The 23,856-nt window shown below is 60.0% G+C and carries 26 protein-coding genes; 6 read left to right on the forward strand and 20 right to left on the reverse strand.

All coding sequences use genetic code 11. The features are described from left to right. Positions 1 to 164 precede the first annotated feature (164 nt). On the reverse strand, positions 165 to 1,472 hold the full coding sequence (locus tag BLL52_RS08070; protein WP_075586169.1) for a carbonic anhydrase: 1,308 nt from the start codon (positions 1,470 to 1,472) through the stop codon (positions 165 to 167). A 134-nt stretch (positions 1,473 to 1,606) separates the two neighbouring features. Between BLL52_RS08070 and ruvB the strand changes: the two genes are divergently transcribed. Continuing rightward, positions 1,607 to 2,680: a Holliday junction branch migration DNA helicase RuvB gene (gene ruvB, locus BLL52_RS08075; protein WP_075586170.1), complete on the forward strand. Its 1,074-nt coding sequence runs from the start codon at positions 1,607 to 1,609 to the stop codon at positions 2,678 to 2,680. A gap of 22 nt (positions 2,681 to 2,702) precedes the next feature. On the opposite strand, the gene thrH is transcribed toward ruvB, so the two are convergent. From thrH to BLL52_RS08140, 13 genes are all read right to left on the reverse strand, one after another. After that, positions 2,703 to 3,317 (reverse strand): bifunctional phosphoserine phosphatase/homoserine phosphotransferase ThrH, encoded by a 615-nt coding sequence (thrH, locus tag BLL52_RS08080; RefSeq protein WP_075586171.1) that lies wholly within the window; start codon positions 3,315 to 3,317, stop codon positions 2,703 to 2,705. Between the two features lie 143 nt (positions 3,318 to 3,460). Further along, on the reverse strand, positions 3,461 to 4,066 hold the full coding sequence (locus BLL52_RS08085) for a Uma2 family endonuclease (RefSeq protein WP_075586172.1): 606 nt from the start codon (positions 4,064 to 4,066) through the stop codon (positions 3,461 to 3,463). Between the two features lie 62 nt (positions 4,067 to 4,128). Next, positions 4,129 to 4,767 carry a histidine phosphatase family protein gene (locus tag BLL52_RS08090; protein ID WP_075586173.1) on the reverse strand — a complete coding sequence of 213 codons (639 nt, stop codon included), beginning with the start codon at positions 4,765 to 4,767 and terminating at the stop codon, positions 4,129 to 4,131. A 140-nt stretch (positions 4,768 to 4,907) separates the two neighbouring features. Further along, positions 4,908 to 7,322 carry a sensor domain-containing protein gene (locus BLL52_RS08095; RefSeq protein ID WP_075586174.1) on the reverse strand — a complete coding sequence of 805 codons (2,415 nt, stop codon included), beginning with the start codon at positions 7,320 to 7,322 and terminating at the stop codon, positions 4,908 to 4,910. Further along, positions 7,319 to 8,746 carry a cyclic di-GMP phosphodiesterase gene (locus BLL52_RS08100; protein WP_075586175.1) on the reverse strand — a complete coding sequence of 476 codons (1,428 nt, stop codon included), beginning with the start codon at positions 8,744 to 8,746 and terminating at the stop codon, positions 7,319 to 7,321. The genes BLL52_RS08095 and BLL52_RS08100 overlap by 4 nt, the downstream gene beginning before the upstream one ends. A gap of 31 nt (positions 8,747 to 8,777) precedes the next feature. Next, on the reverse strand, positions 8,778 to 9,299 hold the full coding sequence (locus BLL52_RS08105) for a DUF4136 domain-containing protein (protein ID WP_241839078.1): 522 nt from the start codon (positions 9,297 to 9,299) through the stop codon (positions 8,778 to 8,780). 84 nt (positions 9,300 to 9,383) lie between these two features. Beyond that, positions 9,384 to 10,295, reverse strand: coding sequence for a tRNA 2-thiocytidine(32) synthetase TtcA (gene ttcA / locus BLL52_RS08110; protein ID WP_075586177.1), 912 nt, complete (start codon positions 10,293 to 10,295; stop codon positions 9,384 to 9,386). 13 nt (positions 10,296 to 10,308) lie between these two features. Continuing rightward, complete coding sequence (locus tag BLL52_RS08115; protein WP_075586178.1) at positions 10,309 to 10,701, reverse strand: dihydroneopterin aldolase; 393 nt, start codon at positions 10,699 to 10,701, stop codon at positions 10,309 to 10,311. Between the two features lie 10 nt (positions 10,702 to 10,711). Further along, entirely contained in the window at positions 10,712 to 11,101 is a 390-nt protein-coding gene (locus BLL52_RS08120; RefSeq protein ID WP_075586179.1) for a dihydroneopterin aldolase, read from the reverse strand. Then, positions 11,098 to 11,883 carry an SDR family NAD(P)-dependent oxidoreductase gene (locus BLL52_RS08125; RefSeq protein WP_075586180.1) on the reverse strand — a complete coding sequence of 262 codons (786 nt, stop codon included), beginning with the start codon at positions 11,881 to 11,883 and terminating at the stop codon, positions 11,098 to 11,100. Before BLL52_RS08125 ends, BLL52_RS08120 begins: the two co-directional genes overlap by 4 nt. Next, positions 11,876 to 12,229: a hypothetical protein gene (locus tag BLL52_RS08130; RefSeq protein WP_075586181.1), complete on the reverse strand. Its 354-nt coding sequence runs from the start codon at positions 12,227 to 12,229 to the stop codon at positions 11,876 to 11,878. Before BLL52_RS08130 ends, BLL52_RS08125 begins: the two co-directional genes overlap by 8 nt. Next, positions 12,226 to 12,651: a hypothetical protein gene (locus BLL52_RS08135; RefSeq protein WP_075586182.1), complete on the reverse strand. Its 426-nt coding sequence runs from the start codon at positions 12,649 to 12,651 to the stop codon at positions 12,226 to 12,228. The genes BLL52_RS08130 and BLL52_RS08135 overlap by 4 nt, the downstream gene beginning before the upstream one ends. A 64-nt stretch (positions 12,652 to 12,715) precedes the next feature. Beyond that, positions 12,716 to 13,513 carry an SDR family oxidoreductase gene (locus BLL52_RS08140; protein WP_075586183.1) on the reverse strand — a complete coding sequence of 266 codons (798 nt, stop codon included), beginning with the start codon at positions 13,511 to 13,513 and terminating at the stop codon, positions 12,716 to 12,718. 20 nt (positions 13,514 to 13,533) lie between these two features. On the opposite strand from BLL52_RS08140, the gene BLL52_RS08145 reads away from it, so the two are divergent. The 5 genes from BLL52_RS08145 to BLL52_RS08165 all read left to right on the forward strand — a co-directional run bounded on the left by BLL52_RS08145 (position 13,534) and on the right by BLL52_RS08165 (position 16,942). After that, entirely contained in the window at positions 13,534 to 14,676 is a 1,143-nt protein-coding gene (locus tag BLL52_RS08145; protein ID WP_075586184.1) for a class I SAM-dependent methyltransferase, read from the forward strand. Between the two features lie 51 nt (positions 14,677 to 14,727). After that, complete coding sequence (locus tag BLL52_RS08150; protein WP_075586185.1) at positions 14,728 to 14,922, forward strand: DUF2905 domain-containing protein; 195 nt, start codon at positions 14,728 to 14,730, stop codon at positions 14,920 to 14,922. A gap of 61 nt (positions 14,923 to 14,983) precedes the next feature. Further along, positions 14,984 to 15,424 (forward strand): thioredoxin TrxC, encoded by a 441-nt coding sequence (gene trxC, locus BLL52_RS08155; RefSeq protein ID WP_075586284.1) that lies wholly within the window; start codon positions 14,984 to 14,986, stop codon positions 15,422 to 15,424. Between the two features lie 106 nt (positions 15,425 to 15,530). Then, positions 15,531 to 15,896: a phosphomannose isomerase type II C-terminal cupin domain gene (locus tag BLL52_RS08160; RefSeq protein WP_075586186.1), complete on the forward strand. Its 366-nt coding sequence runs from the start codon at positions 15,531 to 15,533 to the stop codon at positions 15,894 to 15,896. A 62-nt stretch (positions 15,897 to 15,958) separates the two neighbouring features. Then, entirely contained in the window at positions 15,959 to 16,942 is a 984-nt protein-coding gene (locus BLL52_RS08165; RefSeq protein WP_075586187.1) for an ROK family protein, read from the forward strand. On the opposite strand, the gene flgL is transcribed toward BLL52_RS08165, so the two are convergent. The 6 genes from flgL to flgG all read right to left on the reverse strand — a co-directional run bounded on the left by flgL (position 16,939) and on the right by flgG (position 23,839). Further along, positions 16,939 to 18,249 carry a flagellar hook-associated protein FlgL gene (gene flgL / locus BLL52_RS08170; RefSeq protein ID WP_075586188.1) on the reverse strand — a complete coding sequence of 437 codons (1,311 nt, stop codon included), beginning with the start codon at positions 18,247 to 18,249 and terminating at the stop codon, positions 16,939 to 16,941. The genes BLL52_RS08165 and flgL overlap by 4 nt on opposite strands. Positions 18,250 to 18,271: 22 nt before the next feature. Further along, entirely contained in the window at positions 18,272 to 20,215 is a 1,944-nt protein-coding gene (flgK, locus tag BLL52_RS08175; protein WP_075586189.1) for a flagellar hook-associated protein FlgK, read from the reverse strand. Further along, on the reverse strand, positions 20,212 to 21,126 hold the full coding sequence (gene flgJ, locus BLL52_RS08180) for a flagellar assembly peptidoglycan hydrolase FlgJ (protein ID WP_075586190.1): 915 nt from the start codon (positions 21,124 to 21,126) through the stop codon (positions 20,212 to 20,214). Before flgJ ends, flgK begins: the two co-directional genes overlap by 4 nt. Further along, positions 21,126 to 22,286: a flagellar basal body P-ring protein FlgI gene (locus tag BLL52_RS08185; protein WP_075586191.1), complete on the reverse strand. Its 1,161-nt coding sequence runs from the start codon at positions 22,284 to 22,286 to the stop codon at positions 21,126 to 21,128. Before BLL52_RS08185 ends, flgJ begins: the two co-directional genes overlap by 1 nt. Before the next feature lie 32 nt (positions 22,287 to 22,318). Further along, complete coding sequence (locus BLL52_RS08190; protein WP_241839079.1) at positions 22,319 to 22,927, reverse strand: flagellar basal body L-ring protein FlgH; 609 nt, start codon at positions 22,925 to 22,927, stop codon at positions 22,319 to 22,321. A 129-nt stretch (positions 22,928 to 23,056) separates the two neighbouring features. Continuing rightward, positions 23,057 to 23,839 (reverse strand): flagellar basal-body rod protein FlgG, encoded by a 783-nt coding sequence (gene flgG, locus BLL52_RS08195; protein ID WP_075586193.1) that lies wholly within the window; start codon positions 23,837 to 23,839, stop codon positions 23,057 to 23,059. Between the last annotated feature and the right edge of the window lie 17 nt (positions 23,840 to 23,856).

Below are 23,856 nucleotides of genomic sequence, written 5' to 3' on the forward strand. Positions count from 1 at the left end.
CTACGAAGGCTTCAATAGAGGGTGGCCAGAAGTCTGGCAAGGAAATTTCGTTGAATTGGTAACACACCGGCGCTGTGACAGCGCGCCGCGCTTGTGGCACCAGCGCCGGTGCAGCGAACCCGGTCGCGGCGCAGCGTTTCGGGTGCGGCTACCGATGGTGCCGCCTACTTCGCGTTCCTGATCGGGCGGTTGTTGACTGGTTGCACCGGGCGTGCATTGTTGGGGTAGAGCTGCTGAAACAGCCGCAATTGCGCCGCACTGATCTGGGCGGGTTCCTTGAGCACCATCCACAGCACATCTTCGGTGCACGGCGGCGTGGTCAGTGAGCCCAGAAACTGGTAGTAACGCTGGTCTTTGGGCAGCAAATCATTGATGTCGAGCAGGCCGGCAGGCATACGCACCTCGTCACCCACGTCCAGCGGCATATAGGTCCAGACCTTGTCAATCATCGCGTTGGTCTGGCCCGGATCAAGCAGCACGGCCACCACGGCCAGCTGACCGTCGGCGTTTTTGTGCATAAGGTGCACCCCCATCGCGTAGCTGCGGGCGTTCACCTGTATCTCAGAGGGGCTGTGAAATTGCAACTGCACCAGCGAGTAGGTGGTGCCGCGCACCGTTAGCGTGTTGTTGCCCTGCACATTCACCTGGATGCTGTGGCCGTCGTTGACCACCGTGCCGGTGGACGGCTGGTAGTTGAACAGCAGTGGCTCGGCTGGCCCTTGCAGGGTGTAAGAGTCTTCAATGTTGATCGGTGATTGGCGTTTACCCGAGGCGCAGGCATTGAACTCGGGCTTGAGCTGGCCCCAGGCTTGTGGCCCGGTGGCGCCCGAGTAGGACCAGTGGCCGCCTTCGTGGCTGCTGTTGGCGTTGGCGTGAGGCTGGGCATCAGGCTCGTATCCGGCCAGTGAGGCTGCTTTTGCCCGGATGTAGTTGCGGCTGGCCGGGGTGCTGACCAAAGGCTGGTGCACTGCGGCTTTCGGGTGCGCAGGCGCTGTTGCGTTCGTCCGCGCAGGCGTTGCGCGGGGGCGGGCCACTACCGCTGGTGTTACCGGTTCGGCCTGTTCTGCAGTCTTGGCCGTGGTTTTCGGCGGTGGGGTTGTTTTTGCCGCAGCTGCTGCTGGTTCGGGGTTGTCCGTGATGACCAGGGTGAGTTTTTTGCGGCCGGGCAGGCTCTCGCGCAGGGCCTTTTTGAGGTCGTTGCCCAGATCGATTTTTTCCGTGACTATTGCTTCTTCAGAGGACGCGGCCACCGGCTTTTTGGCAGCAGTCTTGCCGCTGCTGGCGCCCGGCTGGGCGGCGCGGTCAGCCGCGTCGGCAGGGGCTGCGGCGTGTGCCAGGCTCCAGGTGCTGCCGATGAGCAGGGCGCTCAGGCCCAAAACCATGGCGCGGGTGCGCCAACCGGCAGCGGGCAGGGCGGTTGCCAGGGCTTTTGAGGCGGCGCTGGGGTGGGGTAAGGTGCAGTGTGTATTCATGTCGGGTCCATGGCCTCTTACTGCGGCGAGCGGGGCGTGAATAGTGTCCATGTCATGTTATCGGCAATCCTGAGCTTCATATTGAGCGCTATAGTGCCAGCCTCCATCACCTGACCCTGCCACTTAAGCCCGCTGTGAGTATCCAAACCGACGACTTTGCCCCGGCACCCGCCAAACGCGTGGTGTCCAACGCACCCGCCTCGCCCAACGAAGAAGCCATTGAGCGCGCGCTGCGCCCCAAGCTGCTCGATGATTACGTGGGCCAGGTCAAGGCGCGCGAGCAGCTGGAAATTTTCATCAGCGCCGCCAAGATGCGTGACGAGGCGCTGGACCATGTGCTGCTGTTTGGCCCGCCAGGCCTGGGCAAAACCACGCTGAGCCACATCATTGCCGCCGAGCTGGGCGTGAATTTGCGGCAAACCAGCGGCCCGGTGCTGGAAAAACCCAAAGATTTGGCCGCGCTGCTGACCAATCTGGAAAAAAACGATGTGCTCTTCATCGACGAAATTCACCGCCTGAGCCCGGTGGTGGAAGAAATTTTGTACCCCGCGCTGGAAGACTACAAGATCGACATCATGATCGGCGAAGGTCCCGCAGCGCGCAGCATCAAACTTGACTTGCAACCCTTTACCCTGGTGGGTGCCACCACCCGCGCGGGCATGTTGACCAACCCGCTGCGCGACCGCTTTGGCATCGTGGCGCGGCTGGAGTTTTACACCGCGCAAGAGCTGGCGCGCATCGTCAAGCGCAGCGCGGGCCTGCTGAAGGTGCCGACCGACGAAAAAGGTGGCTTCGAGATTGCCCGGCGCAGCCGTGGCACGCCACGCATTGCCAACCGCCTGCTGCGCCGCGTGCGCGACTATGCCGACGTGAAAGGTGTGGGCGAAATCACCTTGGACATTGCCAACCGCGCGCTGGCCATGCTCGACGTGGACCCACAAGGCTTTGATTTGATGGACCGCAAGCTGCTAGAGGCGGTGATCCACCGCTTTGACGGCGGCCCGGTCGGGCTAGACAACATTGCCGCCAGCATTGGCGAAGAGCGCGAAACGATTGAAGATGTGATCGAGCCCTACCTGATCCAGCAGGGCTATCTGCAGCGCACGCCGCGTGGGCGCATTGCCACGCTAGCGGCCTACCGGCACCTGGGGGTGACACCGCCCGCAACGCAGAATGGGGACGGCTTGTTCGGCCTGTCAAGGCCTTGATGCCCGAAGTGGAACTCAGGGCCTAAGCGGCAATACGCTTGGCGGCCAGATCAATCTGGCTGCGCAGTTCGGTGTAATTCATCGTCACCGGAAACTGTGGGAATTCGTCGATCACGTTTTGCGGCGGGTGAAACAAAATACCGGCGTGGGCCTCTGACAACATGGCTGTGTCGTTGTACGAATCGCCAGCAGCGATGACCTGGAACTGGAGTTCCTTGAAGCGCTGCACGGCTTCCTTTTTCTGGTTTGGCATGCGCAAATGGTAGGCCACCAGAAAGCCCTGGGCATCGGCTTGCAGCTTGTGGCAAAACAGCGCGGGCAGGTTCAATTGCGCCATCAGCGGCATGGCAAATTCGTAAAACGTGTCAGACAAAATAATCACCTGGTAGTCGCGCCGCAGTGCGTCCAGAAAGTCGCATGCGCCCGGCATCGGGCCCATCTCGGCAATCACTTTTTGAATGTCGGGCAGGCCCAGCTTGTGCGCTTTGAGCAGGCCCAGCCGGTAGGTCATCAGTTTGTCGTAATCCGGCTCGTCACGCGTGGTGCGCGACAGTTCGGGGATGCCGGTTCGCTTGGAAAACTCAATCCAGATTTCAGGAACGAGCACGCCTTCAAGGTCAAGACAAACGAGTTGCACAAAAATTCTCCATCAATGGGTGTTGCAAGGGCGAAGGCCTTGGGGGAAGTGTTAAACCGGGTTCAGACGCGCAGGAGTGTAGTGGTTTGCAGCCGCATATTTGACCCGGGTAAGGGTCGCAGCCAGGACTCACTGGAGAGTTTTCACGCATTGGCTTCCAGCGGTGGCAGATCGTTGAAAACGGCGGCAACGGTGATGCGCAGGTCGGGGAATGCGCTAGGCCCACATTCGTCCTCCAAGCCAAAAACCGACGGCTTTGCGTAGGCGCCGCTATCCATGCGGTAGATCGTGACCGACCGGTCACCCGGATGCACCAACCAATACTCAGCTACCCCGTGGCGCTCGTACAGAGCCCGTTTGGTGCTCTGGTCATACACGGCGGTGCTGGGAGACAAGACTTCAATGACCCAGTCCGGCGCGCCCAGGCAGCCGTGGTTGTCTTTGAGCTGCTCGGGTTTGCACACCACGCTGATGTCGGGCTGCACGACCGTGTCAATTTGCGCGTTGGCTGGGCCCGAGACCGGCAGGCGCACGTCAAACGGCGCAACGAATGGGCGGCAGGGCTTGCCGAGAAAGTAATTGGCAATACATCGAAACAACTCTCCAACGATGAGTTGGTGAAAGTTGCTGGGTGCTGGGCTCATGGCGTAGGCTTGGCCATCAATAAGCTCCCAGCGCTCACCTTCGGGCCAGTTCAGATAGTCAGCATAGGTGAAACCATTTTCTCGATGGCGTCGTGGCAGGCCCATAGTGCAAGCTCCTGAAAACGTGAGTGGGCGTTCAGTTTAGCCCGGTTAGCGCTTGCAGCTTCTTACGCGCTGGTCTCGTCCAGACTGTCGCTCTCCAGGTGCGAGGTATCCGCCCAGCCTACCAGTGTGAGGCCTTCGGGTGTCCACAGCAGCCGGTTGATGGCGGCGTTGCCAAGCTGCCAGGCGCGTGGGGCTTGCAGGCCCTGGCCGGTGGCCAGGCGGTAAAGAATGTCCATCACGCCGCCGTGGGCGACCAGCACCATCTGGGCGCCGATGTGCTGCGCGGCCAGCGTGTTGACGGTGGTGAGCACGCGCTGGCGCAGGGCGGTGAGTGACTCGCCGCCGGGTGGCGCCCAGTCGGGGTCGCGCTTGCGCCATTCTTGTGACATCTCTGGCCAGGTGGTTTCGATTTCGGCGTAGGTTTTGCCTTCAAACGCGCCAAACCCGCGCTCGCGCAGGCCTGTATGTGGGGCCAGTGGGCAATTGGCAACATTGGCAATCGCCTGGGCGGTTTGCCAGGCGCGCAGCAGATCGCTGGCGTAAATGGCGTCTATGGGCTCGTCGGCCAGCGCTTGTGCCACGCGAGCGGCCTGCCAGCGGCCAGCGTCGTTGAGGTCAATGTCCAGGTGACCCTGCAGGCGGGTGTCGACGTTCCAGGCGGTTTCCCCATGGCGGATGGCGATGATGCGGGTGGCTTGCATGAGGCGGTGCAGTTTAGGTTGATGCTACCAAAAGTATAGCTGCTGGCGCTTATTTAATAAGGGCTAGAGCCGTATTTGTCATATGAAATTATAAGGGCTGGCATCGCTGGCGGTGCCGCCGTCTTGTCTAGCCTAAGCGCTCAGGCGGTGCTGGGCGGCAGGCTGGCGATGAGTTCTTCAAACTTGTCTGCGGCCAGGCCTGGCGCGCACAAAAAACCCTGAAAAGACGCGCAGCCCAGGCTGGCCAGGTAGTCGCGCTGGGCGGTGGTTTCCACGCCTTCGGCCACCACCTTGAGTTTGAGACCACGCGCCATGCCGACAGTGGCACTGACAATGGCGCGATCACTCTCGTCGTCGGGCAGGCCGGTGACAAATGATCGGTCGATCTTGAGTTTCGAGATCGGGAAACGCTTCAAATACGCGAGGCTGGAGTAGCCGGTGCCAAAGTCATCAATCGATAGCGCCACACCCAGCTGTGACAAGGCATGCAGGCGGCTCAGGGTCTCGTTGGCATCCTGGATCAGGATCGATTCGGTGAGCTCCAGCTCCAGCAGCTGCGGCTGCAGCCCCGCAATGTTGATCACCGCGGCCACCGTTTCGACAAAATCCGGCTGCTGAAACTGCAGCGCCGAAACGTTGATGGACACCGTCACTGGCGTGCCCCGGTTTTGCCACAACGTGGCCTGGCGCACCGCCTCTTCCAGCACCCAGGTGCCAAGGGTGGTGATGAAGCCGGAGGCTTCGGCCAGCGGAATGAAAAGCCCCGGCGACACCACGCCCAGTTCGTCGTCGGTCCAGCGGAGCAGCGCCTCGGCACCCTGCAGGCTGCCGTTGGCCAGTGAAATCTGTGGCTGGTAATGCAGCCGGAACAGCCCTTTGTCCATGGCCAGACGCATGGCGTGGTCCATCTTCAGGTGAGACAACAGGTTCACATTCATCTGCGGCTGGTAAAAGCGAAAGCTATTGCGCCCGCGCGCCTTCACAAGGTACATGGCGGTGTCGGCGCATTTGATCAGCGCGTCCAGCGTTTTACCGTCTTCCGGGTACAGCGCCACGCCAATGCTGCAGCCGATGGAAAACTGCATGTCATCAATCTGCAAGGCGTGGCCCATGGACGCCAGAATGCGCTGCGCCAGTACCTCGGCACCACGCGCGTCAATGTCTTGCAAAAAGATCACAAATTCGTCACCACCCAGTCGGCACAGGGTGTCGGTATCGCGCAGGCAACGCATGAGCCGCTGCGCCACTTCCACCAGCACCCGGTCACCAAAGGTGTGGCCCATCGAGTCGTTGATGTTTTTGAAGCGGTCCAGATCGATAAAAAACACCCCGCACTCGCCAGCGTTGCGCTCGGCCACGCGCAGCGCAAACTCGGCTCGCTGCGACAGCATCAGCCGGTTGGGTAGGCCGGTCAGCACATCGTTGTAGGCCAGCTGCTCAATGCGTTTCTGCGCCGCGTTCTCTTCGGTCAGGTCGCGAAAGAAGCCGATGCTGTGGGTCACCTGACCAGCATCGTCACGCAGCAGCACCCATGACATCTGTACCGCGCAGGCGCTCAGGTCTTGCTGGCGAACCCACAGCTGGCCACGCCAGAAACCCTGCTCCAACAGTGTGGCGGCCATGGCGGCCATCAGCTCCGGGTCTTGCGGGTCATAAAAAACATCTTGCGCCGGTACGCCGAGCAGCTTGCCTGGCGCGCATTGCATCAGGCACTCACACGCAGGGTTGACTGCGACGATCTCAAAATCCGGGTTGGTGATAAAGATCGCTTCCAGGCTGGACTCAAACACCTTGGCCGCCAGCTTGAGCTGCGACTGCGCCGCCAGGCTTTGCGTGATGTCGCGAAACGATGCCACCCGCCCGGTGGGTTGCCCGCGGCTGTACAGCGGGCGGGTCACACGCTCCAGCACGCGCCCGCTGGTGAGCACCAGAACATCATAGGTTTCCAGCAAGGGGTTGTCGGCTATCTCCAGCAGCCGCTGCCGGTAGCGCTGCACATCACTGACCTGGCTGGCCAGGTGGGCATACAGCGCAGCATCGTCGCGCTGGTGCAGCCGTGCCTCTGGCACGGCCCAGAGCTCGCTGAAGTGGCGGTTGTAGTTGCGAATGGCCCCGGACAGGTCGCTGACCAGGATGCCATCGGCGGTGGATTCCAGCGTCGCGCGCAATTCGGCCAGCAACTGTTCCAACTCGTTTTCAGTGTCGTGCTGTTGGCGCAGATCGCGCATGCCTACCAGGTACACCGAGCGATCTGTCTCGGGCCAGACCAGGCTAACACGGCGCTCTACCGCTACCGCCATGCCGTCCGCGCCACGCAGCAGGGTCTCGGAGTGGATGCTCTCGGTCAGGCCAGCGGCCACGTCCTCCCAAAAAAACTGGTCCTCTGGCGTGGCGGTGAGCTCAATGGCAGGTTTGCCCACCATGGCTTGTCGCTCCAGGCCCAGCAGGTCACAGGCCGCCTGGTTGACCGCCAGAATGCGCAGGTCTACCGGGTCCACCAGCCAGACGGATTCCAGCAAGCCTTCAATCAACGGGCGCCAGACGTCGCGTGTCATGGTGCACTCTGCGTTGGCGACACATCCACGGCGCGCTCAAAAAAGTAGCACATGCGCTGACGCGGTGACAAATAGTCCAGCGCTGCGCGGGGCAGGCTAGCGGGTTTGAGGCTGCGTTTGATGCCCAGATCAGGCGCAGTTTCCAGGTCGAGAATCAGCGCCTCGTGCCTGGGCACCTTGGCATCAAAAACGATCAGTCGCGGTTTCAGTGGCCGCGCCGAATTGACCGACACCACCATCGCATAACGCTGGTCATTGAGTTGCACCACCGAGCCCGTTGGATACACGCCCATCATGCGGATGAAGGCCCGCAGCACGATCGGATCAAAACGGCTCTTGAGCTGTGCAAAGATCAGCGCCAAGGCTTCGTGCGGCGTCACGGCCGCCGCGGGTCGGCTGGGGTTGCACAGGTTTTCATAGCGGTTGACAAGGGCCAGGATTTTCGCCGGTAGCGTGATGCTGTCGCCCTTGAGGTGCGCCGGAAAACCGCTGCCGTCCACCATCTCGTGGTGCTGCGCGATGGCCAAAAGGGCACCGGCCGGTAGCCCAATGCTTTGGCCCAATCGCACGCCTTGGGCCACGTGCTCCTGGTAAACCTTGATCTCATTGGCAGAAAAACTGTCGTCCAGCCAGCGTACCCTGTCGGGGAGCTCCAGCTTGCCGATGTCATGCAAAAACGCTGCTAGGCCGAGGTCGGTCATGTCGGCAGCGCTTAGGCCCAGTTGCTTGCCCAGCAGCAAACAGATGATGCTGATGTTCACCGGGTGCATGGCCAGTTTGTCGCCCATGCTGTCTGAGAGCAGGCGGATGGCTGAGTCGTCCTCGCATAGCATCTCGGTGACGAAGCCGGTGACGAGCGTCAGGCATTGCGTCATCACCGTGTGGGGTTGGCTGTGCACCTGCTCAATGGCTTGCTTGTACTGGCGCACAGTCTGACCAAACCGTCGCTCGCACACCGCCAGGTCGCGCTGCTGCGTAGCCAGCCGCTCAGCGCGCGCTCTGCGAAGGTGCTGCTCTTGGGCGGCGCGTTGGGCAGGAGTGTCAGCCTTGTCCGCTGGGGCAGAAGTCACGTCCGCTGGGGCAGAAGTCACGTCCGCTGGGGCAGAAGTCACGTCCGCTGGGGCAGAAGTCACGTCCGCTGGGGCAGAAGTCGTGCTGGGTGAGGCTGACGTCGCGTCGGGAGCGGTTGCCGCGGGCGACGGCGCAACAATCGTTGGCGCCACGGGTCGACTCAGGTCACTTTTGCTAGGCACATAGCGAATTTGCTTGCGCCCAAGGCTGCGAATGATCTCGATTTGCTTGTCGGAAGTGATCTTGAAACTGCCAGTGGGAAACGGATGCGCCAGCCAGCCCAACTCAAGCTCGACGTACATGCCGGGCTGCAAGCGCTCGACATCAATGATTTCCGACCGAATTTCTTCCATGAACCGTTATGTAGGCGCAGACAGTGCGCTGTTAGCGTGGGATTTCAATATTAACGCGACGCTCGCCAGCGGGCGGGTTGGGCAAGCCCTGCAACGCGGCATCCAGCATAGCACTCAGGATGGCATCGCTGTCTGACCAGGGGCCTTCGTGCACCGCGCGCGACTCGAACACCACCGCTTGGCTGGCACGCTCACGCACGATCAGCCCCACCTCGCGCCAGTAACTGGTGCGCGCGTCCAGCCTCGGGAAAAGCATGCCGTTGCCCACTGAAATACCGCCGTTGCCAAACATCCAGCCCAGGTTCCAGCCTAGGGCAGGGCGGTCCAGCACGAGTTGCTGTGCGCGTTGGGTGGCTGACACCTGCACGCTGTAGCGGGCGGCTTGGTCGTCGCGGGTCAAACCGACTTGGGCCAAAGCCTGCTCGGCCATGTGTTCCAGGCGGTCTTGCGCCGGGTTGGCTTGCTGTGACGGCAACCGCTCAAAGCGATAGCGACTACCCGCAGGCACGCTGGCTGGCGCAAAGCTGTTGACCTGGCTGTCCACCAGCCTCATACCACTGCAGCCAGTAAGCAGGGTTACTACGAAAAGTAGAGCTGTTAGCGCTTTGTACATAAGGGCTAGAGGCTTTTTTTATATTTAAAAAGTGGCTACTGCCAGGGGAATTCCTGGCCGTGTGGATAAGGGAAATTCTTCTTCGTCAAACACTTTGTCGCCATCCACATCGGCCTGACCGGTGGTCTGGATGTTGTGAAAGTCGTGGCGGCTGCGGTCCATCAAATGCGAGGGCACCACGTTTTGCAACGCGGTGAACATCGTCTCGGTGCGCCCCGGGTACTGGCGCTCCCACTGGTGCATCATGCGCTTGATTTCCTGGCGCTGCAAGTTCTCCTGGCTGCCACACAGGCTGCACGGAATCAAGGGAAACTCGCGGTGTTTAGCCCAGGCAATCAGGTCTTTTTCAGCCACATTGGTCAGCGGGCGGATGACGATGTGGCCACCATCGTCGCTCACCAGTTTGGGCGGCATGCCCTTGAGCTTGCCAGCAAAGAACATGTTCAGAAAAAAGGTGTGCAGCATGTCGTCGCGGTGGTGGCCCAGCGCGATTTTGGTGATTTTCAGCTCGTCTGCCACGCGGTACAAAATGCCACGGCGCAAGCGGCTGCACAGGCTGCACATGGTTTTGCCCTCAGGCACCACCTGTTTGACGATGCTGTAGGTGTCCTGGGTTTCGATGTGGTACTCGATGCCGAGCTTGCTCAGATAGTCGGGCAGGATGTGCGCCGGAAAACCGGGTTGCTTCTGGTCCAGATTGACGGCGATCAGGTCAAAGTGGATCGGCGCGCGCTTTTGCAGCTTCAGCAAAATGTCGAGCAGGCCAAAGCTGTCTTTGCCGCCGCTGACGCAGACCATCACGCGGTCACCTTCCTCGATCATGTTGAAGTCGATGATCGCCTGGCCAACCTGGCGGCACAGGCGCTTCTCGAGTTTGTGGGCTTCGCGCGCGGCGCGCACCGTGGCTTCGTGGGGGGTGGGTGCGTGGGTGGTCATGATGGGATGCCCCTTACCACTGCCCGGTTTCCATGCGGATCGCCACTTCGCAGTCGTCAAAAATCTCCAGCTTGGCAATTTTTACCCGCACGCCTTTCACATTGGGCAGACGTAGCAGGCGGTTGCAGAGCTTGCCGATCAGGGTTTCCAGCAGGTTCACATGGACGGCGGTGCATTCGTCAATGATGATTTTGCGCACTTTGCGGTAATCCAGCACATGGCAAATGTCGTCGTCGTGCGGCAGCAGCGGTTGGGGGCCCAGACTGAGTTCGGCGTCCACCTGGATGGGTTGTGGCGCGGTTTTTTCAGCTTCCAGGATGCCCAGGCTGGCATCAAAACGCAGCCCGGTGAGGGTCAGGGTCTGCAGGCCCTGGGTGTAGGTGGCCAGGGAGATGTTGGCGTTCATTGGGTGGTGCCTATTTGGTGTGAAACACTTCAACACCCACGCCCGCGCAGTCTGGGTAAACGTCAGGCTTGCAACTGGACAGTCGCACTGCTTTAACTTGTGGGTGCGCCAGCAATGCAGCAGCGATGTCGTCACAAAGCGTTTCCTGCAAAACGACGGGGCCAGACCCCAGGCGTCGTCTGATGACATCGCGAACGAAGTCGTAGTCCACGACCTCGGTCAATTGGTCTGCTTTAGGTGTGGAGTATTCATAGGGCACAAACAAATCGACATTGAAGATCACGCGTTGAGGATGACTTTTTTCAAAGTCATGTGCACCGATCATGACCTCGACGACGTGGTCGCGCAAAAACAGCCTGCGGCAGGTCAGCGCCAGATTGGCGAGTTCTATGGGATTCATTGGCTATCTTTCAAAAGATCTTGGACCATGAACATCACGTCCCGCGGCAGTGGCACCAAATGCTGGCCGTTGTCCACGGTAAGTGTTACCCCGGTAATGCACTGGTTATCGGCGAGAAACAGGCAACTTGCTGCTACCTGCGCCGGACTCGTGGGCCGGCGCATCAGGTTGATCCGACTTGCCTTGTCAAAATTTTGTTGGGTTTGTGGCCCGCTTAAAAACATCAGACCGGGCGCGACGCCGCATACGCGGAGTTGGGGTGACAGCGCTTGAGCTTGCAGCGCAACCAGTCGCTCTAGGGCAAGTTTGGATGTCGTATAGGAAAAATAATCAGGATTTAGATTGAAGACTTTTTGATCTAGAACATGAATGATGCTTCGCCCGCCTGAAGTATCACTGCAGGGAATGCCTTGGGCCATCAAAGCAGAGAGGGCCATGGGTGCCAGCAGGTTGACTTCGAGTTGTTGGCGCGCTGCGTCGATGTCAAAGTCCCGGGCACTGTCAGGCTCAAAACTGGACGCGTTATTGACCAGACAGTACAGCGGTCCAGACTGCACCATGATGTGGTTCATCATTTGCCGACGCTGTGCATCATCGGCCAAATCGGCTTGAATGGTTCGAATAGAGAAGCCTTGCTGTTCCAACTCGTAGCGCAGTAGCTCGGCCGCGCTGGAGGATCTCTGGTAGTGGCACCACACATCCCAGCCTGCTTTAGCAAAGCAGCGGCAGAGCATGCTGCCCAGCCTATGCGCACCGCCTGTGATTAAGACGCTTCTAGCCATGTTGTGAGTTCGTGGCGACGCTTAGAAGCGCCCTGACAAAAAAGGCCAAGTCTTGAGCAAAATAAAGCCTATCACCCGGATTAAGCAAAAAATCATCTCCAAGTAGTTTGATGAAAACGAACCCCAGATAACCAAGCCTGGCATCGGTGATGGGCGCCGCATTTTGAATGTAACCCTCTGCCAGAGCTCCCGCCAAGACGTGCTGATAGTTCTCTACACCTTGGAGGGATTGAGGCGTGGACTCGTCTCCAGGGACTGGAATCCAAATCACTACATTGGCCTTTTTGACGTTGAGTTCAACTTTGAACTGCAGCGTCACAGCCTTGCTGTCTCTGCCCCTGATCATGCCAACGGTGTTCTCGTGGCCGATAGCACATAGTCTGCAATGCAGTCGCTCAACGTGGGCAGCACTTTTGGATTGTTGTAGCTCGTATCGCCCGAGGTGGAACCGAGATTTTGAAGAATTGCTTCAGGGATCTCTTTGGTTAGTACGATTTTTGTCAATTCGGCGAGTTTTCGGGATCCGCCGTCACCGAAAACCAGGGCGACAACGATCAGACCAATGGGCAATCCAACTGTCAACATGGCAACAGCGGACGAAATGATCTCCAGTTTTGCGTTTAGCAACCCCCAAATCAGCATTCCCAATGCGCTGAAAAGTGTCAGTAGCATCACAACAGCAATCAATAACTTGGCCCAGCTGGGCAAGGTAAGCATCTTCAGCCAGCGGATTAGATCGCTGGATGCTTTCATCGATTCGTCGTTCATGGGTGGTTTTTTTGAACAACGAAAGCGAATGGTTTGACAACGGTTTTCATTTTGTTGGCAAGCGCTATTGTTGTGATGTCTCGTTTTGCGGGCGGACGTCAGTGGTGACCAGATGCTGACCGCCATCCACCAGAATGGTGGTGCCCGTGATTGATTTGTTGTTCAAGGCAAAGGCCACTGTCGCGGCCACATCAGTAGCAGTGGAGGCGTGCCCCAAAGGTGACAATTTATTGACGGCATCAAACTTTTCCGGACTCAACATGTGGCTGGAAAGCGTCAAGCCGGGGGCCACGCCCACCACCCGCATGCGCGGTGCCAACTCAATGGCCAGCATGGTGTTGGCGGCCTCCAGTGCGGCCTTGGACAGCGTGTAACTCATGAAATCCGGATTTTGGTTCCACAGCTTCTGGTCCAGCAGGTTGACGATGGTGCCCCGGCTGTCGGCACCTTGGGTTTGTAAGTGCTCAAACAAGGCACGGCTGAGCAAAATGGCTGCCCCCGCGTTGGAGCGCACGTGTTTTTCCAGCGCGGCAAAGGTGAAGGTGGCAGAGGTGTCGTGCTCAAAGGTGGAGGCGCTGTTGACCAGTGCATCGACATGGCCGAATTCTTCAATCACCGTGGGCAGCAATTTGCGCACCGCGGTCTCATTGGCCAAATTAGCACGAAAAGCGGCGCTAGCCCCCGCCAGTCTTTTGCAGTCTGCTACCGTTTTTACTGCATCTTCAACCGAATCGCGGTAGTGCACCGCAACCCGCCAGCCCTCTTTGGCAAGCAGCAGGGCGATCTCGCGGCCCAGGCGCTTGGCAGCACCGGTGATCAAAACCGTAGGTTGACGCGGAGTGGGGTTGGGATCGGTGGGCATTCGGGGACAATCCGCAGGTTATGACGACACCCCCAAGTTTAACGACGCTGCTTGCGCCGTGCATTGCCCAAAATATTCTTGCGGCGGGTGGCTGGCTTGGCTTTGATGCCTTCATGCACCAAGCGCTGTATGCGCCTGGCCTGGGCTACTACGCCCACGGCAGCACCAAGTTCGGCACGCTGCCTTACACCGTGCAGGGCGGGGCGCGTGTGGCTGGCAGCGACTTTGTTACCGCACCCGAGATGACGCCGCTGTTTGGCTGGACACTGGCCAACCAGGTGGCACAGGCGCTGCAAGTGACTGGCACCAGCGCGGTCTGGGAGTTTGGCGCAGGCTCGGGCGCCTTGGCCCTGCAAGTGCTGCAGGCCCTGAAGGCACAGGGCGTGGTGCTATCAACTTACACCATCGTCGACATCTCGGAGAGCTTGCGCGCGCGCCAGCAGGCTACCTTGGCAGAGTTCGCTGAGCAAGTGCGCTGGGTGGACGCGCTGCCCAGCACCCTGCAAGGCGTGGTGCTGGGCAATGAGGTGCTGGACGCCATGCCTGTCAAGCTGCTGGCGCGCAGCAACGGCGTGTGGCATGAGCGTGGTGTGGCGCTGGGCGAGATGGGGCTGGATGGCGTGCCCACCTTTGTCTGGCAAGACCGCCCAACTGACTTGCGCCCGCCGCTGGAGATCATTGGCGAGCACGACTACCTGACCGAAATCCACCCGCAAGGTGAGTCTTTCATCCGCACGCTGGGCGACAAACTCACGGCTGGGGCGGTGTTTTTGCTGGACTACGGGTTTCCCGAGGCCGAGTACTATCACCCGCAGCGCCACATGGGCACCGTCATGTGCCACCAGGCGCACCGAGTAGATGACGATCCATTGCGCGATGTGGGCCAGAAAGACATCACCTCCCATGTCAACTTCACCGGCGTGGCGCTGGCGGGCAACGAGGCCGGGCTGGACGTGCTGGGCTACTGCAACCAGGCGCGGTTTCTGATGAACTGCGGCCTGCTCACCTACATGGAAGCCGCCGACCTGCCCACCCGGGTGATGGCACAAAAACTGATCATGGAGCATGAAATGGGCGAGTTTTTCAAGGTGATTGGTTTCTACAAGGGCGAGCCCTGGCAGGCGCTGGGCTTTGCGCTGGGCGACAAAACGCACACGCTGTGAATTGATGCCCCATCTGTTACATCTGCCCAACTTGCCGCTCCGGAGTTGCCCATGATCCGCTGGCTGATTGTGGTGCTGCTGGCGTTGATTGTGCTCAACGGTGTCACGCCGTGGCTGCAAAGGCTCGGCTTTGGGCGGCTGCCGGGCGATGTGCGCTTCAAGATTTTTGGCCGCGAAATTTTCTTGCCGTTTGCCACCACCATCATCCTGAGTCTGGTGGCAGCCGGGATCTCAAGAGTTTTGTGAGCCCTGGCGGGGCTTGATATTTCAGCCTTTGCCGATATATGCAGTGCAGAAAGGTTTCACCATGACAGATTCATTGCACATTGTTTGCCCCCATTGCCACACCACCAACCGCGTCGCCCGCACTAGTCTGGCCAGCGCACCCGATTGCGGCAGCTGCCACAAGCCGCTTTTTGAAGCCCATTCCACGGCGCTGGATGAAGTCAGCTTTGACAAGCACATCAGCCGCAACCAGATCCCGGTGCTGGTCGATTTCTGGGCGCCTTGGTGCGGCCCGTGCCGCCAGATGGCGCCGGGTTTTGAGCAGGCCGCGAAACAGTTGGAGCCGACAGTTCGCGTGGCCAAAGTCGACACCGAGGCGAATCAGGCTCTGGGTGCGCGCTTCAATATCCGTAGCATTCCGACGCTGGCGCTGTTTGTCGGTGGCCGCGAGGTGGCGCGCCAGGCGGGCGCCATGGCAGCGGCCGATATCGTGCGCTGGACGCAGGCGAACTTGCCGAGTTAAGCGCCTGGGTGCACCACGCCGCGGCGGGAGGGTGGCGGGTAACCCCTTGGTAACTCAGGCTCGGGTGAAGGTTTAGCATCGACAGATTCCCAAACTGGCCCTGATCATGACCCAGCCTTCACCCTTTGACAGCACGCGAACCCAGCGCCCGTGGGGGTGGTTTGAGACGGTCTCGGAAGAGCCGGGCTTCAAAATCAAGCGTATTGGCGTGCACCCGCACCAGCAAATCAGCCTGCAAAAACACCAACACCGCGCTGAACACTGGGTGGTGGTGCAGGGCACGGCGCATGTCACCCTGGATGAGCGGGTGTTTGATCTGGCCGTGGGTCAGTCCTGTGACATTGCGCTGGGGCAAGTCCACCGGCTGGCGAATCTGACCACTGGCGCGGTAGAAATTGTGGAGGTGCAGTTTGGCGACTATCTGGGTGAGGATGACATTGTTCGCTTGAGCGATGATTACGGCCGAAGCTGAACCCGCTCAAGTGGGCACCGCCCGTGCTTTTTGAAACCACCACCATGAACTCAAACCCTTCCATGCCCTCTTTGGATACTTTTAAATTGCCTGCCGGTAGTGCGCCGGTGGCCTGCGTGGACATTGGCGGAACCAAAGTGGCGGTCAACATCGTAGATGAGCACGGCGTGCGTGGCAAGTTGGCTGAACCCACCGCTACCACCGGCAAACCTGATGCGCTAGGTCTGCAGATCATTCGCCTGATTGGCCAAAGTTGCGCGCAAGCGGGCGTGCCGGTGGCGCACATCGCCCGTGTGGGCGTGGCGTCTTGCGGCCCGTTTGTGTTGTGCCAGGGGCTGGTCGAGTTGGCGGCGCCCAACATCTGCGGCGGCCAGGCTGGCCCGGCACGGGGCTTGCCCAACGACTGGAAAACCGCCTTGCTGGAGGCCCCGCTGCGCGCTGCTTTCCCGCAGGTGCGGGTAGAAAACGACGGTATTGGCGCGCTGGAGGCTGAGCGGCGCTGGGGTGCGCTGCAGGCGGATGGCGTGCCCATGGCGCATTGCGCCTACGTCACCTGGAGCACCGGCATCGGCACCGGCTTGTGTGTGGACGGCCATGTGCTGCGCGGCAAAAACGGCAACGCAGGCCACGCCGGACACACCTTTGTGGTGAGCAACGACGATGCGCTGTGTGGCTGCGGCAATGTGGGCGACGTCGAGAGTCTGGTCGCCGGTAACGCCATTGCCCGGCGCTTTGCGCCGCAAGGCTACCCGGACGCTGCTACGCTTTTTGTAGCTGCTTACGCAGGTGACACAAGGGCTACAGCCATTATTGATGACTTATGTGAGGTGATGGGGCGAATGCTCTACGACCTGATTGCCACGCTCGACGTGCAACGCATCAGCATCGGCGGCAGCGTTTACTGGCACCACCGTGACTACCTGTTGCCGCGCCTGCGCGCCGTGGTGCGCGGCAAACTGCCGCCACTCACCGATGGCTGTGAACTGGTGAGCGCTGGCTTGGGCGAGCGCGTGGGCGACTTTGGCGCATTGGCGCTGGTGGCTTAACTGATGTAATTGAACAGCGACAACTGTTGGACCTTGGCGTAGGTTTGCAGCGCGGCGGAGTAGCCAGTCTGCTGGTTGTTGAAATCTGAGATGCCCTTGATCACGTCCAGGTCTTCGGCGTTGGAGCGGTCGGCTTCCAACTGGATGCTTCGGCCTTGCTGGTTGGATGCGATGCGATCGGCCCGATTGAGCAAATCACCCGCCTGACCGCGCACGGCCGAGACGCGGCTCATGCCGATGTCGATGTTGTGCAAGGCTTGGCTGACGGCTTGCGAGGCACTGTTGCTGCTGCTGGCGCTGCCAATGTCCCGGATGGCGTTGTCCAGCACGCTGAATAGGCTGGGGCTGGGTGTGACCTTGATGCTGTCGCCTGCTACCGGTGTGCCGATGATGTTGAAGCTCAGCCCTGGGGTGGTCAGGGGGGCGGCAGGCAATGGAGGGACGGGAGTGGCGACGTTCGATATGTTGATGGCGATGGTGCCACCGATGGATGGGTAATCCGGTCCCCGCTGTGTTGGCAGCGTCGCGCCCGGCAAACCGTTGGCAAGTGTCTCCTTCACATCGTAGGTGACGTAGCTGGTCCCTGCTATTGGATCAACGACAGGGGGGGAAATGTTGCTGATGGCGTAAGACGAGCCGGGGGTTAGCTGCGCCGGGTCTTTCACCACCACGGCATCCGTCTTCAGCGTGCTGGTGCCGATGCCCAACTGAACGTTAAAGACGCCATCGCGGCTGGTTTGCAGCATGAACGCCGCATCACCGTCCACCGTGAACGGAATCGACACATCATTGCTAGCAGCTTGGCCAGGCAAGCCTTTAAAAGAGTAGTCCGGCGCGGTGGAAACCGGGCCGACAAACGGCTGCAGCGCGCTGCCCAGGGCGCTGAACAAAGGCAGACCGTTGGTGTCCGTGGTGTTGGCGAGGGAGAAAATCTGATCACGCAAGCCCTGCATTTCCATGGCGATGGACTTGCGCTCGAAAGCACTGTTAATCCCATTACCGGCGCTCACCGTCAGTTCACGAAATTTTTGCAGCACATCGACCACAGTGCCCAGCGTGCTTTCGGCCTGCCTGATGGCATTGCTCTGGGCATCCAGCGCACGCTGGTCGGTGGCTATGCGGCTGAGGCGATTCAATGCGCGCTCGGCGTTGGCTGCAGCAGTGGGGTCGTCGCTGGGGCGCACCACCCGTTTGCCGGAGGTCAGGTTTTCTTGCAGGTTGGACAGCGCGGACTGGCGTGCAGCGATATTGCGAATGGCGCTGTCATAGGTGTTGGCGCTGCCAATGCGGTTGAGGAGGGTGCTCATGAAAGGCTCCTGGGTGTGTGCCCTAGCGGCTCATGGTTTGAATCAAGGTGTCAAAAATGTTCTGCGCGATCTGGATGACCTTGGCAGACGCTTGGTAAGCCTGCTGGTACTGGATCAGCTTGGAGGCCTCTTCATCCAGATTGACACCCGAAACACTCGTGCGGTCCGTTTCCAGATTGGCGGCAATGGCGCCAGACACGTTGGCCGCGTAATTGGCGCTTTGTGTCCGGATGCCGATCTGCGCAATCATGCCGGCGTAGCCATCGGTGAGTGACGCGCCGTCAAACATGGCGGCATCGCGCAGGTTCATGATGGCATTGGCATTGCCGGCATTGAGTTTGAAGTCGATGCCGTTGTTGTTGGCAATGTCTTTGATGTCAAATACTGTGAAGCTGTCGCCGGTTTTGGGTGAGCCTTGCAGCACCAATGACCACCCGTTGAGCGCTGGTGAGGCATTGCCGTCAATGGTCTGGCCGGATATGTAGGTGTGGACGATGGCGCCGGTATCGCTTCGGGTGTACGTGTTGGTACCGGTAAAGCTGACGGTGAGCGGGACGTTAGTGGGTGGGTTGGCGCGTGCGACCAAGGAGTTCAGTTGAAGGCTGCCGGTGTTGGTGGTGCCCATCTTTCCAGCCACCGGACTGGCCACTGCCAGAGAGCTTGGGCTCGAAAATTCTGCCCGAATGTTGCTGGCCGAGGTGCTGAAGGGCTTAAGCAAAAAGCGGTCGCCGACGTTCGCTACGCCACCTGCGGAAATTGTCAGACCATCAATAATGATGGGCACGCCAGAGAATGTGCTGACCACACCGTCTGACTTGCGGGTGATGCTGCCGACGGCTGCGCCCGTGAAGTTGATCTCATAGTCTGATGCGACAAACTTAGTGACATCGGCCACACCCAAGGTTAAGGTCGCTGTCCCCGTATTGACCACGGCTGGCGCTTTGGGCGCGAAGATGTTGCCTGAGGAGGTGTTCAGAACTGTCGGTGTAAACAGGTTGCCACCCACATTGCCATTCAGATCCAGCCCCAGCGCATGCTGCTCGTTCATGCCGGTGCTGACCGCCAGTGTCAGCCTGCCCAGCAGGTTGCGGCTTTCGGCCAGGTCGGTGTTCTGGAAGCGCAGCAAGCCGGGCACCTCGCCGCCGCCGAGCATGTTTTCGTCGATACGGATGCTGACGCCGTTACGGATGAGATTTAGCTTGCTGTTCAACGGGTCGGCAAAGTCATCGTCTGCGAGCGCCAGTTGAGCCACCGTCGTGCCCAGCACCAAAGGCTGACTGCCACCAATAAAAATGCCCACAGTACCGTCGTCGGCCTGGATCGAAGTGGTCTGGATGTACTGGTTGATTTGCCGCACCAATTGGTCACGCTGGTCCAGCAGATCATTGGGCGCCTGGCCAAGGCCCTTGGCGCGGGCGATCTGGTCGTTGACCGACGCGATGTTCTTGGCAAGGCTGTTGATGGCATCAATTTTTTGCGCTATTTCCTGGGTCACGCCAGCTTGCAGGTCATCCAGGCTCGCGGAGGCACTGCGCATACGGGAGGCGCTTTCGCTCACCCGGGTGAGTGCCACCGTGCGCGCGGTCAAGTCGGTGGGCGAGCTCGCTACGTCTGAAAACGCGTTGAGCATGTCGTTCACAGCGGCACCCAGGCCGCTTTTGCCGCCGGGAAAAAGGGTTTCTAGTTGCTTGAGTTTGTCGGCGCGCGCTGTATCTCCGGATGCAACGGCACCGGCTAGCGTGGATTGGCGTGTCAAAAATTCGCTATAGGTGCGCTGAATGGTGGCCACGCTGACACCCTTGCCAATGTAGCCGCCGCCCGTGTACTGGCCTTGCACCGTCTCCAGCACCGCAGACTGGCGTGAGTAACCCGGCGTATGGACATTGGCAATGTTGTTGCCGGTGGTCTGCAGCACCGTCTGGTTCGCCATCAGGGCACGGGTGGCCACGTTCAGGATACCGCTCATAAGATTTGGGCCACTACTTGCGTGCGGGCTTGCAGGCGCTGGGTGGTTTCAATGGCGCGGCTCAGCTTGGTCGCATAGTGGGGGTCGGTCGCGTAGCCGGCCTTTTGCAAGCTGCTGGCAAAGGCGTAGGGTGTATCGGTTTGCTGTGTCACCTGAGCGTAGCGCGGTGACTGGGTGATGAGTCGGGCGTAGTCGCGGAAAGATTCATCCACCGAGTTGTAAGCGCGGAACTTCGCCACACGCTTCTCGGCCACACCGTTGACATATTCGGTGGTGGTGACTTCGGCGACCTTGCCCTTCCAGCTTGCACTGGCCTTGATGCCAAACAAATTGTGCGAGCTTGTGCCGTCACGCAAGCGGATGTTGTGTTTGCCCCAGCCGGTTTCATGCCCAGCCTGGCCCACCATGTAGCTGGCGGGAATGCCGGTTTCTTTTTCAATGCGCATGGCGGGGGCGGTGTGGCGCTCCACAAACTGGCTTTGGGTCGAGGTTGGCTTGACCGCGCTGGCGCTGTAGGCGGCCAGTGAGGACGATTTTTGTAGCGCGCTCATCGATGGCGTGGTCAATGGGCCCGCGGTGAGCGCGCCCTCCGGAATGTCGACGCCCATCTGGCGCGACAACTGGGCGGCAATCAGGTCGGACAAACCGCCGGGCTGGCCCGACATCTGCACCGCAAACTGTTGGTCCAGCAGATCAGTGCCCAGATCGCTGCCCGGGTTGTCGAGCATGCCGGACTTCATGGTGGCCTCGCGCATGCTCTTGATGAGCTCACGCATGAACAGCGACTCAAACTGTTTCGCCGTTTCCCGGATGGCCGCCGGGCTGTCTTTACCGGCTTGGAATTTGAGTTTGCCCAGCGAGTTGGCGTCTGCCGCCAACGCATTGCTGATGCTGGTTTGACCGACACTCATCAGATCACCTCCAACTCGGCATTGAGCGCGCCTGCCGCCTTGATGGCTTGCAAAATGGCCAGCAGGTCTTGTGGCGTGGCACCTAAGGAGTTGAGGGCGCGCACCACATCAGACAACTGGGGTGCGGCGGGCAGCTGGATCAGCATGCCGGGCTCTTGCTTGATCTGGATGTCCGACTTTTGTGTTACCACGGTTTGGCCGGCTGACAGCGCGTTGGGCTGGCTCACCGTTGGCGTGGTGCTGATGCTGATGGACAGGTTGCCGTGGGCGATGGCGCAGGCACCCAAGCTTACCGCTTGGTTCATGACAATAGAGCCGGTGCGCGCGTTGATGACCACCTTGGCGGAAGGCACCGAGTTTTCCACCGGCAATTCTTCCAGTTCGGCCATGAAGGTCACCCTCGCATTAGGGTCGGTGGGCGCGCTCACCCGGATCGTGCGCCCGTCCAGCGCCTGGGCAATACCGGCGCCAAAGCGTTTGTTGATGGCCAGGGCCACGCCGCGTGCGGTCTGAAAGTCGGAGGCCTGCAGCCCCAGGGTGATGCCATTGCTTTCCTGCAAGGGCGTGGGTACGACCCGTTCCACCTGCGCCCCGTTCGGAATGCGTCCGGCGCTTAAATGGTTCACCTGCACCTTGCTGCCACCCGCTGCGGCACCGGCGCCGGCGACCACCAGGTTGCCTTGTGCCATGGCGTAGATTTCACCGTCCGCGCCCTTGAGCGGGGTGGAGATCAGCGTGCCGCCCTTAATCGACTTGGAGTTGCCCATCGAAGACACATTCACGTCAATTGCTTGACCCGGGCGGGCAAAGGCCGGCAGCTCGGCTGTCACCAGCACGGCAGCCACGTTTTTCATCTGCAATTGCGAGACAGACGCGGTGGGCAGGGTAATGCCGAGCTGTTGCAGGTAGTTGGTCATGCCTTGTGAGGTGTAGGGCATCTGCGTGGTTTGGTCACCGGTGCCGTCCAGCCCAACCACCAGCCCAAAGCCGGTGAGCTGGTTGCTGCGCACACCTTCCACAGCCGCCACTTCCTTGATGCGGGCGGCGTTGGCCGTGCCCAGCAAGCTGCTGGCCAGCAAAAAAGCCAGTACAGCTAGAAACCAGACGCCTGGGCGGCGTGTGGACGGTGTTGGCAGTGATGTGTTGGCTATGGCGTGCATTTGGTTACCCCTCGGCACGATTCTGCGCAACTTTAGAACGGTAGAAAGCTGAAAAAGAACCGCATTAACCAGCCAACTGTTTGCGCTTCGGCTTGCGCGCCCCGGCCCTTGGACTCCATACGGGCGTTGGCCACCTGGGAAGAATTGACCAGATTGCCCGGCTGGATCAGCCGCGGGTCAACGGTGCCAGAGAAGCGCATCACGTCCACATTCTGGTTCACGCCAATTTGCTTGTCACCCGCTACCTTGAGGTGCCCGTTGGGCAGCACCTCGATCACCGTGGCAGAGATCGTGCCGTCAAAGGTGTTGGCGCTCTCAGTGCCGCCTTTACCCGAGAAGTCTTGCTTTGATTCGGTATCGAACCCCGCTTTGAGCCGTGCCAGGTCAGCGGGTGAAAGCAGCGGGAAGGCGCTGACGCTGGCCGAGCCAGAACTGTTGCGGTTGGCCGTGGAGGACGACACCTGCTTGGCGCTGACCCGCTCCACGATGCGAATCGTGATCTGGTCACCCACCATGCGGGCGCGCGCGTCTTCAAACGCCGGGCGGTAGCTGGCTTTTTGAAAGAGGCTTCCGGTGGCTGGCCCCGATATTGGGGCTGTGGAGGCAATGGGCTGCTTGGGCTGCGTGTCAGGAAACTCCACCGCCACTGTCTGGAAGGCCGAGCATCCACTAAGAGTTATGCATAAAAAGAGCGTCAAACCCAATAGATATGTGTGCTGATAGCTATGTTTAACATAGTATTCATGTGTCTTCATGTGGCCCTCCTGGACTTAAAGTTGGCCGAGCTTTTGCAGCATCTGGTCAGAGGTCTGGATCGCCTTGGAATTCATTTCATAGGCGCGCTGGGTCTGGATCATGGTCACCAACTCCTGCACCACATTCACGTTGGAGGTTTCCAGAAAGCCCTGCATCAAGGCCCCCATACCGTCCGAGCCGGGGGTTCCTGCCTGCGGTTGGCCCGAGGCGGCACTCTCGGCATACAGGTTGCCACCCAGGGGTGTCAAACCCGCCGGGTTGATGAAGCGTGCCAGGGAAATCGTGCCAATGCCCTGCGGATTAGGGGTGCCCGGTATGGTGGCCGATACGGTGCCGTCACCGGCAATGGAGACCGCCGTGGCATTGGCCGGCACGGTGACACCGCTGGCGATGGGCAGCCCGGTGGCGGTCACCAGAGTGCCAGCCGAGTTGACCTGAAACGCGCCATCGCGGGTGTAGCTGGTGGTGCCGTCGGGCATGGTCACCTCAAAGAAGCCGTCGCCCTGAATGGCCACGTCAAACTTGTTGTTGCTCTGCTGCATATTGCCCTGGGTGAAGGATCGGCTGGTGGCCACGGTGCGTACACCCAGGCCAATCTGCAAGCCGGTGGGCAAGGTGGACTGTTCGGTGCTGTTGGCACCCACTTGGCGCAGGTTCTGGTACATCAGGTCTTCAAACACGGCGGTGGCACGCTTGAAGCCGTTGGTAGACACGTTGGCCAGGTTGTTGGAAATCACGTCCAGCTGCATTTGCTGGGCTTCCATGCCGGTTTTGGAAATCCACAGGGAGTTGATCATGATGGGTGTCCTAAAAA

The sequence above is a fragment of the Rhodoferax antarcticus ANT.BR genome (genome assembly GCF_001938565.1).
GTDB classification, from domain to species: Bacteria; Pseudomonadota; Gammaproteobacteria; order Burkholderiales; family Burkholderiaceae_C; genus Rhodoferax; species Rhodoferax antarcticus.